The sequence below is a fragment of the Vibrio sp. V19_P1S1T109 genome (genome assembly GCF_002241375.1).
GTDB lineage: Bacteria > Pseudomonadota > Gammaproteobacteria > Enterobacterales > Vibrionaceae > Vibrio > Vibrio anguillarum.
In genome coordinates, this window is sequence record NZ_NDIM01000291.1 from 1 (window position 1) to 17,178 (window position 17,178).

The window sequence follows — 17,178 nt, forward strand, 5'->3', positions numbered from 1 at the left end:
CCCGTCCGCCGCTCGCCACCCAAGGAACAAGTTCCTCTGTGCTGCCGCTCGACTTGCATGTGTTAGGCCTGCCGCCAGCGTTCAATCTGAGCCATGATCAAACTCTTCAATTAAAGTTTTGTTGGTCCTAAGACCGGCTCAATGAATACTGACTTCAAAACTGCTCTTACTCGAAAGTAAAAAAGTAATTTTAAAGCTATTGTTGTTCCAACAGAACAACAATGAATTGACTGTGCCAAAATCAAGTAAACTTGATTCTGATTGGTCACTCAGTTCATTGATAAATCTTTTTTGATTATCATCAACGAGTGCCCACACAGATTGATAGGTTTATATTGTTAAAGAGCGTTCCTGGCGAACAAGACCGTTAAGTCCGTGTCGCTAGGGGTGCGAATAATACGCTTTAGCTTTTAAGAGTCAAGAGTTATTTTTAACTATCTTTCTCTTTCAACTAGTAACTCGTTTGTGAGGCTTGCCTCACTCCGTGTCAGTGAGGCGGCATTATAGGGAGGTTTTACAATGTGACAAGTTCTTTTTTAAAATCACCTTTCATTCGCTTAAAAAGCCACCAATGTCGCGTTTTATTGAATAAAACTTCAACATTTGAAGGTTATCACAGCAATTGGTTGGAAAAACACCAAGCATAAACGTAAGATTGATGTGTCTATTTTGTTAATCCTAGACATCCTTCTTCTTTTACTTGATATGTAGTATTCCAATATGAACTCTAATAAATCGATTTTACTGGTTGCATCTCTTGCAATAATAGGCGCAATCCTTTTTTCTCTGGTCGCGCTTTCTCCCGCAATTACTTTTGTTCTTGGTGTTGTCTCTTCCGCTCTTGTTTTTAAATTTTTTGGCAGCAAAACGCTAACCGATGATGAGGAGTCAAAACTCTCAACGAAAACACTGTATGTCGGTAACTTGCCATACAAAGCGAATGAAGCTCATGTTCGTGAACTTTTTGCCAAATATGGAGAAGTCTTTGCCGTACGTTTGATGAAAGATAAGCGAACAGGCAAAAGGCGTGGATTTGGCTTTGTTGTGATGGCTTCTGCAAATGTAGATGGTGCTATTTCAGCTTTGAATGAGAAAGACTATATGCAGCGTACATTAAAAGTACGTGTGGCGAATGATCCTAAACATCCTGATGACGATATGTTTGAACAGGAGTAAAACCTAAGTGAGCTAATCGGCTATTGAGCGCGCTTTCTTCCCAAGGAGGTGCGCTTGATAATATCCTGTGTTGTTTGATTTTGCATTGTGGCTCGCTTTTCACGCCCAATAGCTCTTGCACACGACGGGCAATAGCTTTTCCAGAATCAACTAGCACGACATTCTTCCCTAATACGGCTTGGATCTCTTCTTTTATTAATGGGAAGTGTGTACAGCCAAGGACCGCCACATCAATACGGTTCACCAAAGGGCTAAGAATCTCTTTTAATTCTGCAAGATCGACAACTTTGCCCCTCAATTTTTCTTCTGCCATATCCACTAAGCGCGTTGACCCTAGCAATTCAACATTCTTGTCAGATGAGAAATCTCGAATCAAATCGTGAGTGTATTGACGAGTGATAGTCGCTGGGGTAGCAATGAGTCCCACGGCTTTATTTGCCAGTGACGAGGCAGGTTTAATCGCAGGGACAACCCCCACAACTGGTACAGCAAGACAAGAACGCAGCTTGGGTAAGACGATAGTGCTTGCGGTATTACAAGCAATAACGACCAAATCAATGCGCTCTTTCACAACGACATCGCTTACCAACCTAACCACACGCTTAATTAACACCTCTTGATTGAGCTCTCCATAAGGATAAGCTTCATTGTCAAACAGGTAGATGTAGTTTAATTGTGGTAGTTTGGCTTGGACCTCTTGATAAACAGATAACCCACCAACACCAGAGTCAAAGATAAGCACATTAAGCTGAGACGGTTGCGACACTCTGAGCACCTTATAATGAAAACGTTCCGATCATACTCGCTCTTTATCAATTGGCAATGCTCTTGCTCGGTATCTTTGGTGACAAAAACGTTCCCCCAGTTGGAGATGCGTCAACTCTAACTCCAGCATTCCACCCAAAAAACAGGGCGCGTCGGTGACCAGTGTATGAAACTCGCCATTTTCGCCACACGGATCAACCTCTGCTGGTAAAGAATCAATAAACGCTCGTCCATAAGGTTGTCCACAATAGTCTGGCGTAAGGCTGTGACCATCTGTCGTCATCACCATGGTTTGGATGCCGCGATTTATGATCTCTCGCGCAAGAGCGCTACTATCTTCGCCTAACAAGGGCAACACACACTCCCAGCCAGCCGGTTCAATATAGCTTTTGCGATACTGCGCAATGCCGTTACAGAACATATCGCCAAAAGCAACGGCGTCTATCTCTAATCCACTTTGTTTTAATGCGCTGATGATGGTCGATTGATAAAGCTCGTTACTTGGAAATACGGCAGGCAGCTCTATTTTGACAACGGGTAATTTTAAAAGTCGTGCTTGTAGCTCAATTACATACAAGGGGGTGGCTTGAAAGGGCACTTCATCTTCGACATAAGTGGTAAAAATGCCCACCACACAATAACGGCTATCTTCCAATAAGCGCTCTAAAGTGAGGGTTGAATCTTTTCCGCTAGACCAACTGACGATAACGTTCTTTTTCATCATCACACTCGCAAAGTAAAAACCGCCCACAGGCGGTTTCAAAAATCAGAATTGGTAAGTAGCATTTACGTAATATGTACGCTCTGGAGATGGGTATCCACCAGCTGTCTCGTACTCTTCATCAGTAAGGTTCTCGACTCGACCGTTTAAAGTAAGATTTTCATTTACGTAGTAGTTAACTGAAACATCAAACAAACTGTATGCAGCCAACTCTTCAGAGAAGTCTGGTCGCTCACCGACGTATTGGTACCCCAATGACAAATCAACATCATCGAAACTAGCTGCCGCGTTATACTTATAAATCTTCTTAGCACGGCGGACTAACTGTTCACCAGATTGGTCTTTTGGATCTTGGAAGTTAGCACTCACTTGGTGGTTAATAAAGCCTGTATCAAAACCGACAACCATTTCCACACCACGTAATTGGCTTTCACCATCAGTGTTGTAATACTTACTCGTCGCGTAATTATAATCAATTAAGTCTTCAACGTTTGTATCGTATCCAGTAATTGACCAATCAACCTCTTGGATTAAACCACTAAAAGTTAATTCAAATGAATCCGCTTTCTCGGCTTCTAGCTTGTCATTACCGTAGTAACTATATAGTTGATACAAGTTCGGAGCTTTAAACGATGTACCATAGGCAGCCTTAACCACAAGCCATTCTGCGTAACGATAACCTAACCCTGTGTTATACGTTGTTTCAGTACCAAACTGTTCATTGTCATCAGCACGAATGCTCAACTCACCAAACACTTTATCCGCATCTACGTTTAATGCCGTGAAGTATGCAACATTGGTTCGATCATATTCAGTATTCGATGGCTTAACGATGTAGGCCTCATCTCGCCAATCAACACCACCACTTAACGTCAGTGCTGAAGTAACTTTGTATGAGTTTACCCATTGAACATTAAGTTGCTCAAGCTCATCAGACGTAGCCGAAGAAGAGTTCTTACCTAGAGACTTTTCGTAATTCCAGTTGTCTTGGTTTTGATAATTAACTAGGAATTCAGACTTTAGCTCACTGCCATTAAATTTAACGCCAGCAGCAACAGTAGAGTTTTGTACTTCAGCTTCTTTGTAAGAGTGGACAGGGTTGCCGGTATTATGATCAACATACGAACCATCATATTGAGAGATAGTCTCGAACATTCGGAAATTCGCAAAGCCACTCCACTGTTGGTCGAAGTTATGTACATACCCGAGCAAAGCATTACGTGATTCAAACCCATGACGGTCACCATCGTTTACTCCGGGCATTGGGTGAACGTTATAGCCCTCATCAGAATCGTAACCAACCGATACGTTTAAATGACCGTTCTCGCCAACTTTAGTACCACTAACAAAACTTAATTCTTCATAATCACGGCTGCCTAATCCTGCACTCACTACAGTTTCTTCATTGTCAGAACTGACAACTGTAATGATATTAATCACACCACCAATAGCCTCTGAACCATACATAGCAGCACGAGCACCTCGTACATACTCTACTCGGTCAACAAATGCGATTGGCAGCTGGCTGAAATCGACACCACCTTTTGCAGCGCGAGCAAAACGAATGCCGTCAATTAAGACAAGAACCTGATCAGAGTTAGCACCTCGAACAAAGATCGAAGCTTGCTGGCCTCTACCACCATTCTGTGTAACTTGAATACCCGTTAATCGTTTGAATACATCAGTTAGTGACTTAGCTTGAATACGAGCTATATCTTGACGTGTCACAACCTCCACTTGAGCAATAACACTTTCGGTACTTTGCTCAAAACGGTTAGCCGTAACCACCATGGTTTCGTCAGCAGATGCTTCTTGGGCGTGTAAATTGGAGATAAGTGAAAGCAGCGATGCTACAGCCGCCGCTAAAAGGGATTTATTCATATTGTGATCCTAATTCGCGTAAGTCCTACCAAATCAACCAAACGGTGGCATAGATTTGGCTGCTGGCAGGTATTCGGACTTGAGAGCTCTTGACCTACTAACCCGACTTCCCACAGCATTTTCCTGCAGTGTCATATTGGGTGTTCGTTCTCTCTTACCGCTGCGCGTCAGTTCTGGATTCACACCAGATTCCCTTTTCGGCCATCTATACCGCTAGATAGCACCAGCTGAGGGCGATACTATGGCTCTATTGATAATTTGTCTAGTACTGATTGGTGTCAGCTATTTTTGTTAGCTCGCAATTAATGACTAATTCAGGACAAAACTGGACAAGCGCGAGGGATTGAATAAAATCTGCGCTCTTTATTATTTGAATGCACCATACCCAAGCAAAGGTAATACCATGGCGACTCTTGATGTAAACCCACAACACTACCAGCAACAGTTGGCGGAAAAGACCGAGCGTCTGACCCAAATGTTCGCACAATACAACATGCCTCAGTTGGAAGTGTTTGAATCACCAGAGCAGCATTACCGTATGCGTGCAGAATTTCGAGTTTGGCACGAAGGTGATGAGCTTTATTACATCATGTTCAACCAAGAAACGCGTGAAAAATACCGCGTTGACCAGTTTCCTGCGGCCAGTCGTTTAATTAATGATTTGATGCCACTTTTGGTCGATGCACTTAAAGGCAGCGACTCACTGCGTCGTAAACTTTTCCAAGTCGATTTTCTCTCCACTCTTAGTGGTGAAGTACTGGTTTCTCTGCTTTATCATCGCCAACTCGATGAAGAATGGATAACCCAAGCAAAAGCATTAAAACAGCGTCTCAATGATGAGGGATTCAACCTCAATTTGATTGGCCGTGCACGTAAAATGAAAGTCGTGCTAGATCGAGATTTTGTGATTGAGAAACTGAACGTACATGGTCAAAGTTACATTTATCAACAAGTGGAAAACAGTTTTACTCAACCAAACGGTACTGTTGCGCAAAAAATGTTGGAATGGGCCGTTGACTGCACGCAAGAGAGCCAAGGCGATTTATTGGAGCTCTACTGTGGGAATGGTAACTTTTCACTGGCATTGGCGAAAAATTTCGAGCGAGTGCTCGCAACCGAATTAGCCAAACCTTCTGTTGATTCCGCGCAATACAACATTGCGGCGAATAAAATAGACAATGTGCAAATCATCCGCATGTCTGCCGAAGAGTTTACTCAAGCGATGGAAGGTCAACGTGAGTTTCGTCGTTTACAACAAGCGGGAGTTGATCTCAAAAGCTATCGTTGCAACACCATTTTTGTTGACCCACCGCGCTCGGGTATGGATATCGATACCTGTAAAATGGTACAAGGCTACGAGCGGATTGTGTATATCTCCTGCAACCCAGAAACCTTAAAAGAGAATTTAGACACTCTATGTGAAACACACAAAGTGACTCGTTTCGCTCTATTCGACCAATTCCCTTACACCCACCACATGGAAGCCGGATTAATGCTAGAGCGCATTAAATAAGGGTTTAAACGGTTTTTAATTGTAGCAAAAATCGTCCTGGGTGCGGCCTGGGGTACGGGAAGAAAAAAATCTAACTTCAAGCTATCTATCAAGCTGATAACGATTTACATAAAAAAACAAAACCAACCATAGTCAAAAAAGACTATGGTTGGTTTTTAGTTCCTCGTTGCCTTCTCTATCAGTAAGCAATTCAGATAGTTAATTAGTACTGTGAATTCATATTTGATCTACATCCAATATCCCCAACACAACCTTGCCGATCTGATGCGCCAAATACGGTGGGACAGCATTTCCTACCTGTACATATTGCTGCGTTCTATTTCCTTCAAACAAATAATTATCTGGAAATGTCTGTAAGCGAGCTGCTTCTCGGACAGTCAAACTGCGGCACTGCTGTGGGTCATAATGAATGAAGTAGTGGCCATCTTTAGATATATGGCTAGTCACTGTCGTTGCGCATTTATTTGCCGCTTGGGTACGAAAACGATCCGCATGTGAGCCGCTATCCCAATTTTCGTGCTCAGGAGCTAGTTCAGCGGGGAAATCTCTCGCCTTAGGTGAAATACCACCACTTAACTTAGTAAAGGCAGCACTGAAGGCATAACGAAGTAAATCAGATGTCATATGTCCGCGAGTCGCATGATTTAGCACACAACCGGGATGGTTATATAAATACCAGCTTTCTAAATGTGGAGGTATCTTGTGCTCTTTTTCCGCTAATAGGCAGCTTTGACGCTCAAGCCCAAGCATAGGCTCAAGATCTAAATTATCCACAGCTTCTCTATCAAATTTTGTTGCCAATATACGCTTTACCTTTTTAGCGTTTACTCGAATTTGCTTCTCCCAGTCCTTCTGAATATCTTTTTGCTTAGAAAAGCCACTTCTGAGAGGGGGTAGATCTGATAGAACTTGTTGAACGGTGACTGTTTCTTTAATTGGAGCAATAGTAGCTGGTATACGATTTATATCTTGCCGTACACCCAAGAGAATGACTCTATGACGAGCTTGGGGTACGCCATATTGCTCAGAGCGAATAATAAAATCAGAGGAGTCATCATACTTTGGATCCTTTGAATTTTTAGCCTCTACAACAAGTGAAAAAACCCTATATTTGGATACACCGCGCGATCCCGTTACCTTGCCAGGGTTCCTCAGATCTTCCAATATTTGAGGAAACATAACCTTGCCGTTAATTTGGGCAGATAAAATACCACGTACATTTTCCATCACAAACACATCAGGTTGCGCGATAGAAAGCACTTTAAGGTATTCCTTATATAGGAAGTTTCGATGATCTTCTTCAGCCTTGTAGTCCTTATTTCCCGCATTGCGAGAGCGACCAGCTAACGAATAGGCTTGGCAAGGCGGGCCGCCAATAACGACCTTAGGCCCTTGATGAGTTGTCAGTAGCTGGCGAATTCGAGCGTGGATGAGCGCATTATCTTCACCAAGCGCTCTAGGTCCTTCTAAGGTTTCGTTACTTGCCTCTTTCGCATGCTCTGGATATAAACAGAATAATTCTTCACGGGTTAGCTCCCCGCGTACATACCTAAAGTAGCTATCTAACCCACCATCTAATGCTTTAATTTTTCGGTAGAAAGCTCGCGTTGTTAATGTGTTATGCGCAGATGGTTCTCTTTCTACAGATACACCGATTTTGAATGGATAGTTTCCACTTTCGTCTACGACTGAAGATATGCCTTCGCCTAGCCCGCCAGGCCCTGCGAAGAGGTCAATTACAAGAACTTCACCTGTTATCATTTCACTACTACAACCAATAAAAATGCTAGGCAATCATACCAGGCTAAAATTGACGGGCAATAGCTTACTTTAGAAAAACAGGTTTATGTTCTATGCACTCACCCAAATTTGATGACTAATGATGGAAACTAGTTATGCGTGAAAACCTTCTGCCTGTAGCTTCTTTAGCGCTTCAAACGCAATTCCACATTGTTTCGACGATGGCATTTTCCTGGGGATAGCCGCGCAAATTTCAATAATACTATTTTCTCTTGGGGTCAGCATACCACGCTCTTTTGCCCAATTCTTAGCATCACCCCAAAACTTAGCGCCTAGTTTATACACCTCAACTTCAACATTGATTGAGTTATCTAAGGCATTCTCTGCCTTTACTTCTCGAACATTTTCATCCGCAAATTCCGAAGATATGATGACCCTCTTGAACCCGTCACTCAGCGGCAATTTACTTTCAGCAAGCCTTTGCCAACATAGTGGTTTCTTTGCCCATTCACTGTAGTTTTTTATACCCTCAGGAGGAGTAGTTATAACCTTCTGGGCAAGCTCACCAGACAAAAGAATAGATGCCTTTAAATCTTCTGGAACAGATTGTATTTTCCAGATAAGGTCAAGATCTATGACCATGCCTAAACTCTTTGCATCATTAACAAGTTTTGCAATTGCATAAGTGACAATGTTGGCTCGATAGCCTCCTTCATACCAATTGGCATTTGAAACGAGCTTTTCTGTTGTTCTAAATATGATCGCTTTAGCTATCAATCTCTTGAACCAAATATCGTTGAATGCCGTTCCTTCTGCCCCCCAATTTTTACCAATTTTTTTCGCAAACTCTGAAAAATTCTTTTGAGCCCCTAGACTCACAATATGCGGTAAGCATGCCCAGGTGTTCTCATATTTAGCAAGGTCTGTTTTGACAAAGAACTGGCTTCTAGGATATTCAGAATCGAACTTCTTACGTTCCGTTTGCGTTCTTCGGCTTCTTTCGTCCGCGAATTGACCTCTAGCTCGTTCATAGAACCACTTCGTTTCTCGATAACTACCTGTACCCGAAGGAGCTAAAATACGGCGAGATAACTCCTCAATACGGATATGAAATGGATGATTAGCAAAGAAATCCGCCGCATTTACCTTGTTCTGACTATTGGCATATTCAGAAATTCTTGGGACAACTTCTTCAGCGCATTTTTTCGGCGTTATAGTTAATTTCATTTGAACAAATACTTGCTGTATTTGCTCTTTGAGCGCTTTGCTCGCAGCATATAAAGATGCCGTCGTCTGGCCACCATTAACTATTTGAAGATTATTAACACTGGCTAATTGGTAGCCTGAGTCGGTCTTATCTATTTCAATACTATCAGCAGTAGCGCTTAATCCGTTGTTATAAGAGAAAAACATATGAGGCTCATCCCGAATAGTATCGCGAATGCCCTTGTTCACTTTTCCTCGAACTTGAAGAAAGCTTCTTACGTTAGCTTCAAGTAATCTTGGCCCCCATTTGTCATAAATTTCTGCAAGCTGTTTTCCCGGAATGACCGCTAAATAACTATCTAGGGCATCACTTCCACCAGACGCTTTCAAGATAGGAATTCCACCACCAAAATCGTCTTTAAAATTAATAACCGAATCAGCTCTAGCAAGCCCTTGCTCCATAAAGCGCTTAATGCGCTTAATATCCCAAACACTCAATGTAACTGGCTTATCATCAATAACGTCAAAGCTAGTAGCATCGGCTCTAGCTCGATAATCCCCATTAGTAGCGATAATTAATTTAACTTTTTCGACACTATTCCATGTTGCGTTGATTAAATCAGCCACACCAAACCCAGGACTAGTTTCTTCAAGCTTTTCTCGGAACTGAGCATCAAGACTTGCGTTTAAAAACCTGAAAAGCTTTTGAGATAAACGATGTACATGATCTTTGTGTAAGGGGCGAATATCTCTATCTAGAGTAAAATCACACAGTATCAGGCTCAGTATGCCTTCATTCTCCCTAGGATCACCGCCATACCCATCAATTTGTGTAGGCCCGCGCGAATATAAACCTTCATGAAAAGCTCGATTGGCGCTTTCTATTTCACCCGCCTCACTTAATAAATCACCAATTTTTTCAAAAAATGCCTCTACCGTTACAAGTCCTAAGGCATCAGCATCACCTTGTATATCGGCAATAAATTGAAGGTTGAAATCTGCAAGCTCTGTCATGTCTATATAAACTCTCGGAGATAATTAATGGAATTATCATTTACTTTGAACGGTTCACAGGCATCTAGAGAAATAGAATATCTTACGTTCTGCACGCCTTGTAGTAATGGGCAACTAATACGAGGAAACCCTTCAAGCACTTCATAATAAGCGGTGGACCTTATCAGCCAACGGCGATCATCGTACTTATTTAATGGGTCATAACCTGTTGAGTAGATTGCATCTTCCCACTTTGTATACGTGCTACAATCTTCCTGAAATAAAACCTCGGCTAACGCTACATAGTCATGCAGTGTCATTCCCTCAGGTACAATGGCAGATTCAATATTTGTAACACAGAGAAATAAACGCCCACTATCACAATCGGCTAGTTGGTCCGCTGATGAAATAGAAATTGAAGGTGTTGCAGCAGTTCTTCGCGTTTTAACTTCAATACAGCATCCAATTAACTCAAAGTCTTTGGGAGCCCCAGAAGGTCCCTTCCAGGCTTCAACCGCCATTTCAGGACCAAAATTCATCGCGAGCTCTCGAAGAAGATCTAATTCACCTATTAGACCTCGCTGTTCCTCAATAGAGAGACCTTCCGAACGGCCTGAGCGTAAAAGGTGATGCCATCTTTTCGTCCGTTGTATCGCCCTATAGAGGGCTTCATCCAAATTGGAAGCCTTCTCACCTGACTCAACGACATCTCTACAAAGGGCTTCAAACAGCTCCGCTTGGCTTTTTTCTTTAAGGGCGAGAACGAATGACCAACGGCCAGAAATTATCCTAAAGTTGGCAATGAGATTTTTGAGTTCAGGAAGCTTGGGTTTGCTGATTGGCTCAATTGGCAATCTAAGCATAAGCGCAGGCATTTTTTCCTCTAGAACAACCCAAAAAAAGTCAAACTGGCCGTTATTGTTAACCCTTCTTGCATCGCTGGGATCTAGATCCTTCCATGGTGAATTATCCATTCAATTCAGCCTCATATTCCTCATCGATATCATCCTCACCGTAAAGTTCTTTGTAGCGTTGTGTGTTAACAATATAAGCAACTTTCTCCGATGCTTTTTTTGAAGCTGGAAGACTAATCCCCCAAGCAACAACAGGATAACTTGGAATCAAAGCCACTCTACTATCACCTTCTTTACCTCTTGGGGATTTTGGTTTTACAAAATGAAGAATAAATAAAGGCTTATCTCGTACTTGCCGATAAATTGAGTCTGGGTAGTTACCATTCTTATCATACGAGTTTTCAGCAGCTTGTGCCTTACTTGGCTCAACACCCGCTTTTTCGATACCTCTAGATGCGACCCTCATTTTTTTGCCACTAAAGGACATATACCCATCTTTCAAATCATCAAGATTAATAGAACGGGTTGTAGGGATGATACTAACCCCTAGCGTATCGTCTTTATCTCCTTTTTGCAGACTTGGGATTAGCAAGTCCCATAAAGCTAACTCATCTTCTTTCCGTGCGCTGAGATAGCTTCTAACTGGCCCTGTTTCAGTAATCACACTCTCAGGTGTATTGCTCCAACCTGCTAGGAACTCATCGATATATTGTATTGGCACATCACGAAGTAATACCCCCCACGAGGTATCTTCAATTTTGAAAAGGGCTTGGTGTAGTTTAGAAATAAGCTTTTTAGCTATATCTAAATTCGCATTTAGCTCTTTAGGAGCAATACTGACCTTAGCTGTTTCTATAAATCTATTTGAAAGACCAACAAGAGTGGTAACTTCGCGACCTGCTCCCATCTTATTTTTTGCGGTGACCAACAATGATGCCGGATGGCTGCGAACTGCCAGACCGAAGTCTTCGGGGGTCGCTTTGGCCTGCTCCATTATTTTGAGTTCATCATGAAGCTCTTCAGCTGCGTTGGCGATAAAGGCATACCAATCTATAGCGTCATCAGGCATCCAAATTCGACACAGGTCTTCATATCCATTTCGATAACCAAACCATCTTCCCATTTGCATTAAGGTGTCGTACATCATGGTATTACGCAAGAACCAAGTAACGGTAAGCCCTTCAAGCGTCAACCCTCGAGAGAGAGAGAAACCGCCGACAGCAATGACGGTTTGCCCTCTATCACCTGTGTTCGAGTAATCTAGTTCATTGGCTTTACTGTTAACTTCGACAACCTTGGCGGAAGCAATTGCATCAAAAATCGCTTTTTGTATCTTATCCCAGTCAAATTCGGTGTCTTGATATTCTGCTTCCCAGACATCAAACAAAGCTTTGATTTCAGGGTCTTTCAACGCCTTGGTTAAAGATGAGTTTACCCTCAAAGCGTTTTGAATCCGTTCTAACGCTTCATACAATCGGTTTTTAAGCTGACTTTGCACTCGTGTAAATCGACTAGCATTAACTAACATTGAACAATGAGAGCTTGATTGACCTCTTAGATTTCTTATGGCACGGGATAATAGAAAAGCACGCAACGCAAACATCAGAGAATCTGGTAACTGATAGGTCTCATGCTCAATCTTATGCTTTATCGGCAGTAGGTCTTCATTATCCGAAATGCTCCTTAACCAGGTTGGCTCTTCGTCATCAGGTAGACCATCTATAAAGATTTTCTTTGGACCAAAGTAGTTAGTTGGAGCATCGAGACCGATAATAAAATCTTTAGGGAATAGATCCTCTTTATGTACATCGTGATTATCATCCGGATCGATGAAAATATTAGCAAAAGGAGTCGCTGTATAACCCACGTAACAACTGCGATGAAACATTTTTAAGAGATCACGTATTTGCCCATTTATCTTGGTTACCAATTGATTACTGTATTTAGTGTTGATTGATGCGTTATCAGCCTCATCATCAATGAGTAGCATTGGCTGATCGATCATTTCTTTATCACCACGAGCACTGTTGTCTTTAAGCCATTCAAGAAGATTTTCAAGCGTTCGGTGATTCTTTTTAATAACTAAGACGACGGGAACTCTATATGAGTCTATCTCACTGGTATTTGTTGATGCTGTAGGCTTATTAAAATCTCTAGACGTGTTCGTCAGGCTAACTGGGGTTCTATTTGGGTCAAAATGTCCAACTCCGATAACGTGCTTAGCATTTCCATTTTTCTTATCAGAGCTTTTTCCTGTATCTCGACCAATAAATCCCTCGTCAATTCTAAGTTGAGTTTGATTACGAAGGTTATTGTGTATACCTGCAATAACAATAATTAGACGATACCCTGCATCAGCCGCCTTACAGATCAAACTAGTATAATTCAGTGTCTTACCACTTTGAACATGCCCAACAACCATTCCCCTACGATCCCACGAGGAATATTCTTTAGGGTTTCCTAATCGGCCAAGTATCTTATCCGTAACGCTACCGGTATTCGAAATAACATCTCTAGGCAATCCATTTTGCAGCAGTAACTTCTCATATCTTTTCCAATAGAAGGGGTCTATTTCTGATTTTGCATCGTCTAACCAAGGTTTAAACTTGAGGCTATCAACTATTGCACCGAGACCAACTTTTATCCCCTGTTTTGACTCAATTTCACGAGCTATTTCCTCGATTACTGAGTCATCTAAATTACCATCCACTATCTTAGCAATATTCTTAACCAAACCTCTCAACTCATCCTCTGATTTACGAGGCTGGTTGTATAGTCCTGCTTCTACCATATCTAATACTTGCTGCCTGCTGCTCATAAGCCTTTTTCCTTAAGATAATTTGCAACTAGTCGCTCTGAGACTTCCCAGTTTGATTGCAATAATGGGTAATTTTGAAGTACATCTTTGATTCTGTCCGGAGTAACATTGCTAACAAGCAATGCATCAGTAAGGTCAATCACGACTTGATTCAAATCTGATTCAGAAGTCTGCATTGCAACAATTGACTCAGCGTTCCCCACCATTTCAGCATGCAGCGAATCAATAGGTAAGCCAGCACCAAGCAACCTAATACAGCGTGCAAACCCTTCTTTCAATTCATGAGGTAAACAATTTGAGTAAGCTTGAAATACTGGGTGTTCTGAATTGGGTTTGAAGTGTATTAGCCCATCCACTTGGACTCTATTCCAAATAGGATGCATCGTACCTTCAACTAGTCTTTGCCCCCGACTTCGATATGTTCTTTTAGAGGAACCAACGAAACGCTCTATGATTCGCTTGAGTCGCTCTCGAACCGCCTGAGGAAGCTGTGCCGAAGATTTTTTTACATCAATTTTCCATTGCGCATCCATCGTGTTAGGTATATCGATAGCAATTCGACTTAATTTTGTTAGTTCTGTTTGCTTAGCAAGTCCCAGCCAGCTCCCTGCAATAATTAATCTATTTTCTCGATAGATGTATAATCCTTGTGACTTTAGGTGACCTTCTGGTCCACCAAGCTCATCCCATTCATCTTGACTCATTTTTTTGTAGTGCGGAATGGTATAACTGCGAATGCGAACATTGCCACTAGATAAGCGAATGCTATCGTCAGGATCCTTCTGAGTCGATGGATGGGTTGAAGCCATTGGGTCCAACGGAGTCAATTGTCGATTATTGATACTTATTTGGATCTGTGGCTTACTCGTTTCTAGAAATCGATGAAAAATAAGCCTTAAATGTCTCTCGGCAAGAGAGAATTCTGCATTCATATGCTCAGTTTTTTTTTCTTGTGTACTAATTTCACCGACTAATCGATCTAATTTTTTCCAAATAACAACCGTTCCAACCTCGCCGAGCAAGTCACAGCCTAACTCATCCTCACAATCTTCAATCAGCTCTAATGTCCATGCATTTGTTTCGGCTACTAGATCTAAATCCCAACGAGCACATGATGTAATTCCATCTTGTCTAGTTATGACAGTAAGTGAGCGACACTGTGAAAAGCTAGCGCTTTTTAAGCCTAAACCAAATCGTCCAAGTTCAGAAGGCAACCTGTCAAACGTGGGATTTTTACTACCTAATCTCATCGCTTCAAGTAGTTCAGCTTTGCTCATTCCACAACCATTATCAGCGATAATAACTGATGGAGAATTTGAAATAGTATCAACCACGAGACGAACTCGATCAGCACCAGCAGAAATTGAGTTATCTATAATATCAGCCAAAGCAGTTTTAAGACTGTAGCCAAAGTCTCGATGCCCCTCAATAAGTGCTGAAGCATAGGGAGCAGCATCTATATAACGAGCTTCAGGCTGTTTACTTAACGTCATAGTACTCATGGTTTATTTATGGATACATTACTCACCAGAGAGACTATCACCTTTGTTGCGTATGAACAAAAATCTTCATTTAATGTGCTAAATAAGCCTATCTAAAAGCTCTTCCCTTCAAAAATCAAAAAATTTTCAGGCATATGTCATCAATGTGAAATCCCATCATTGATTCCGACAGGAGCCTAAAATGAATCCCAAAACTTCCGATTACCAAAAGCAGCAACGCTATCAGGAAAATGAAATCCTAGAGCATGCCGCTGAGATACTAGCTAACCGCTACGTGCGTGGCGATGCCCTAACCAATCCGGATGCCACCAAAGAGTATGTGCGCTGTAAGCTAGGCAGCTATGAACGTGAAGTGTTTGCCTTATTGCTACTGGATAACCAAAACCGACTGATTGAGTTTAAAGAGCTGTTTCAAGGAACGGTGGATGCGGCCAGCGTCTACCCACGTGAAGTGGTGAAAGCTGTGTTAGAAGTGAATGCCGCCGCGGTAATATTTGCCCATAACCATCCATCCGGTGATTCTACGCCGTCTCAAGCCGATAGACGCATAACCGAAAGACTTAAGGACGCTTTAGCTTTGGTGGATGTACGAGTTCTCGACCATATCGTGACAGGCGATACTTGCACCTCATTCACTGAAAGGGGGTGGTTATGATTGAGCAACATTACGGTGAGCTTTCTATTGATGACGCTTTACATGCGTCATTGGAAGCGCTGTTGAATAGATACACCATCTCAGATAACGCAGAACGACTCGTATTGAACTGCCGTCAAATGAGTTACTACCGACATCGACAAGGTTTGCATCCTATTGAAGTGCAGTTTAAGCGAGAGTCAGCCTCTAGCCTATGGCTGGTGGTGTTCTTTGCCAGCTTCTCTTATCCCGATGACAACAGTACAACCGTTGAGCCTGAGTTGTACTTTCACCTAGCTAATCGCTGGTGCTATCAACCCGATGTGGGGAGCACGGATTTATCCCACCCAGAAGTACAAAAGCTGCTCTCGGTATGGATAAAAGTCTTTGCTCGTCACCTTTCCAGAAACGTCTTTGATGACGTGCAACTGACGATGGTCGGCACGTTCCAATAATTCTCACTCTGTATTTCTTATTTGAATCCTGAAACAAGGAGGACTCACTATGTCCAAATTAACCTTCACAGTATCTTTACTACCAGTGTCAAAGAAACTGCATAAGCTGTTAAGTGATCAACTCACCGCTCATTTGCTGAGTAATGAAGCACTGACCACCAGCCGTTATCTGGTGTTTAACTTTCGCGATAAAACGTACAGCGCGGATGAAGGCGGCTTCCATCCGGTTGAGATGGCGATTTGCCAAACCTCAACAGGAGAATGGAGTATTGAATACATCACCGACTTTGCTTATATGGGGAATTACTATCCAGAGCTAGAGCGCAACTTGGATTTTGATTTTCGGGTTGGGCAGTTCTTTGTGGCGTATCGTGGCTGGCTACCAATGCAAGGTAGCCGGGATGCCAAAGAGCTGTATCGCCTATGGGAGAATAACTTTCTTGCCTGTGTCGATACGGACGCTTACAACGAGATAGCCGTCACCCCGCAATAACTCATGACTTCCCTTCTTCTACAAACCATCAAACTTGTCACTGCCCTCATCACACTGTTCTCCCTTTCTCCGTTCTTCGGTGCCATTGGAGCCCTATCCAGCTTAGGGTTTCTGGTTGTGCTGTTGATTGGGTTATTGGTAGCGATTGCCGAGCTCAGTGATAAGCATACACCTCGTTAATGTTAATCGGCTCACGCTTTGGTGATGCCGATTGATGCTGTTTTCACCGTTGGACATTATGTGTCTGACCCACCTCTATTCTCCCGACATTAAATGTCCGACTCCGGTGTGGAGCTTTGATGTATTGAGAGCGTAGTCATGAGCAATAAAACCAGCATTGAAGGGTTATCCGCTTTGCTGCACACGCTGATGCTTATTCCTCAACATCGATGGATCACCGTTAGGGAGTTGCAGCAGCAGTTAGCCC

At 42.5% G+C, this 17,178-nt stretch carries 14 protein-coding genes, 1 rRNA gene and 1 riboswitch; of the genes, 6 read left to right on the top strand and 9 right to left on the bottom strand.

The window, feature by feature from the left end; translation table 11 throughout:
* Window positions 1-113: ribosomal RNA gene (locus tag B9J87_RS14050) — 16S ribosomal RNA — on the bottom strand; the annotation flags it as partial.
* Between the two features lie 607 nt (window positions 114-720).
* On the opposite strand from B9J87_RS14050, the gene B9J87_RS14060 reads away from it, so the two are divergent.
* Window positions 721-1,176, top strand: coding sequence for an RNA recognition motif domain-containing protein (locus tag B9J87_RS14060; protein ID WP_017044858.1), 456 nt, complete (start codon window positions 721-723; stop codon window positions 1,174-1,176).
* On the opposite strand, the gene murI is transcribed toward B9J87_RS14060, so the two are convergent.
* From murI to btuB, 3 genes are read right to left on the bottom strand one after another with little or no spacing between them, the layout of a single operon-like run.
* Window positions 1,139-1,942, bottom strand: a complete 804-nt coding sequence (murI, locus tag B9J87_RS14065; protein ID WP_176429540.1) for a glutamate racemase — start codon at window positions 1,940-1,942, stop codon at window positions 1,139-1,141. The genes B9J87_RS14060 and murI overlap by 38 nt on opposite strands.
* 30 nt (window positions 1,943-1,972) lie before the next feature.
* A complete protein-coding gene (locus B9J87_RS14070) occupies window positions 1,973-2,662 on the bottom strand; it encodes an ATPase (protein ID WP_422824460.1) in 690 nt (229 codons plus the stop codon).
* Between the two features lie 45 nt (window positions 2,663-2,707).
* A complete protein-coding gene (btuB, locus tag B9J87_RS14075) occupies window positions 2,708-4,543 on the bottom strand; it encodes a TonB-dependent vitamin B12 receptor (protein WP_017042079.1) in 1,836 nt (611 codons plus the stop codon).
* 47 nt (window positions 4,544-4,590) lie between these two features.
* A riboswitch (cobalamin riboswitch) is annotated at window positions 4,591-4,786 on the bottom strand.
* Between the two features lie 160 nt (window positions 4,787-4,946).
* Between btuB and trmA the strand changes: the two genes are divergently transcribed.
* On the top strand, window positions 4,947-6,056 hold the full coding sequence (trmA, locus tag B9J87_RS14080; RefSeq protein ID WP_094151363.1) for a tRNA (uridine(54)-C5)-methyltransferase TrmA: 1,110 nt from the start codon (window positions 4,947-4,949) through the stop codon (window positions 6,054-6,056).
* Window positions 6,057-6,272: 216 nt separating this feature from the next.
* On the opposite strand, the gene B9J87_RS14085 is transcribed toward trmA, so the two are convergent.
* The 5 genes from B9J87_RS14085 to B9J87_RS14105 all read right to left on the bottom strand — a co-directional run bounded on the left by B9J87_RS14085 (window position 6,273) and on the right by B9J87_RS14105 (window position 15,160).
* Entirely contained in the window at window positions 6,273-7,817 is a 1,545-nt protein-coding gene (locus tag B9J87_RS14085) for a DNA cytosine methyltransferase (RefSeq protein ID WP_094151366.1), read from the bottom strand.
* Window positions 7,818-7,949: 132 nt separating this feature from the next.
* Window positions 7,950-10,016: an AIPR family protein gene (locus B9J87_RS14090; protein WP_094151372.1), complete on the bottom strand. Its 2,067-nt coding sequence runs from the start codon at window positions 10,014-10,016 to the stop codon at window positions 7,950-7,952.
* 2 nt (window positions 10,017-10,018) lie between these two features.
* Window positions 10,019-10,969, bottom strand: coding sequence for a PD-(D/E)XK motif protein (locus tag B9J87_RS14095; protein ID WP_094151375.1), 951 nt, complete (start codon window positions 10,967-10,969; stop codon window positions 10,019-10,021).
* Window positions 10,962-13,667, bottom strand: a complete 2,706-nt coding sequence (locus B9J87_RS14100; protein ID WP_094151378.1) for a Z1 domain-containing protein — start codon at window positions 13,665-13,667, stop codon at window positions 10,962-10,964. Before B9J87_RS14100 ends, B9J87_RS14095 begins: the two co-directional genes overlap by 8 nt.
* Window positions 13,664-15,160, bottom strand: a complete 1,497-nt coding sequence (locus B9J87_RS14105; RefSeq protein ID WP_001961454.1) for an ATP-binding protein — start codon at window positions 15,158-15,160, stop codon at window positions 13,664-13,666. The genes B9J87_RS14100 and B9J87_RS14105 overlap by 4 nt, the downstream gene beginning before the upstream one ends.
* Before the next feature lie 190 nt (window positions 15,161-15,350).
* On the opposite strand from B9J87_RS14105, the gene radC reads away from it, so the two are divergent.
* Genes radC through B9J87_RS14125 form a run of 4 tightly spaced genes read left to right on the top strand, consistent with a single transcriptional unit; the run spans window position 15,351 to window position 16,931 of the window.
* Complete coding sequence (gene radC, locus B9J87_RS14110; protein WP_094151381.1) at window positions 15,351-15,824, top strand: RadC family protein; 474 nt, start codon at window positions 15,351-15,353, stop codon at window positions 15,822-15,824.
* Window positions 15,821-16,258, top strand: coding sequence for a DUF2787 domain-containing protein (locus B9J87_RS14115; RefSeq protein ID WP_176429541.1), 438 nt, complete (start codon window positions 15,821-15,823; stop codon window positions 16,256-16,258). Before radC ends, B9J87_RS14115 begins: the two co-directional genes overlap by 4 nt.
* Before the next feature lie 49 nt (window positions 16,259-16,307).
* Window positions 16,308-16,751 carry a DUF2787 domain-containing protein gene (locus B9J87_RS14120; RefSeq protein ID WP_094151387.1) on the top strand — a complete coding sequence of 148 codons (444 nt, stop codon included), beginning with the start codon at window positions 16,308-16,310 and terminating at the stop codon, window positions 16,749-16,751.
* A gap of 3 nt (window positions 16,752-16,754) precedes the next feature.
* Window positions 16,755-16,931, top strand: coding sequence for a hypothetical protein (locus tag B9J87_RS14125; protein ID WP_094151390.1), 177 nt, complete (start codon window positions 16,755-16,757; stop codon window positions 16,929-16,931).
* Window positions 16,932-17,178: the final 247 nt, after the last annotated feature.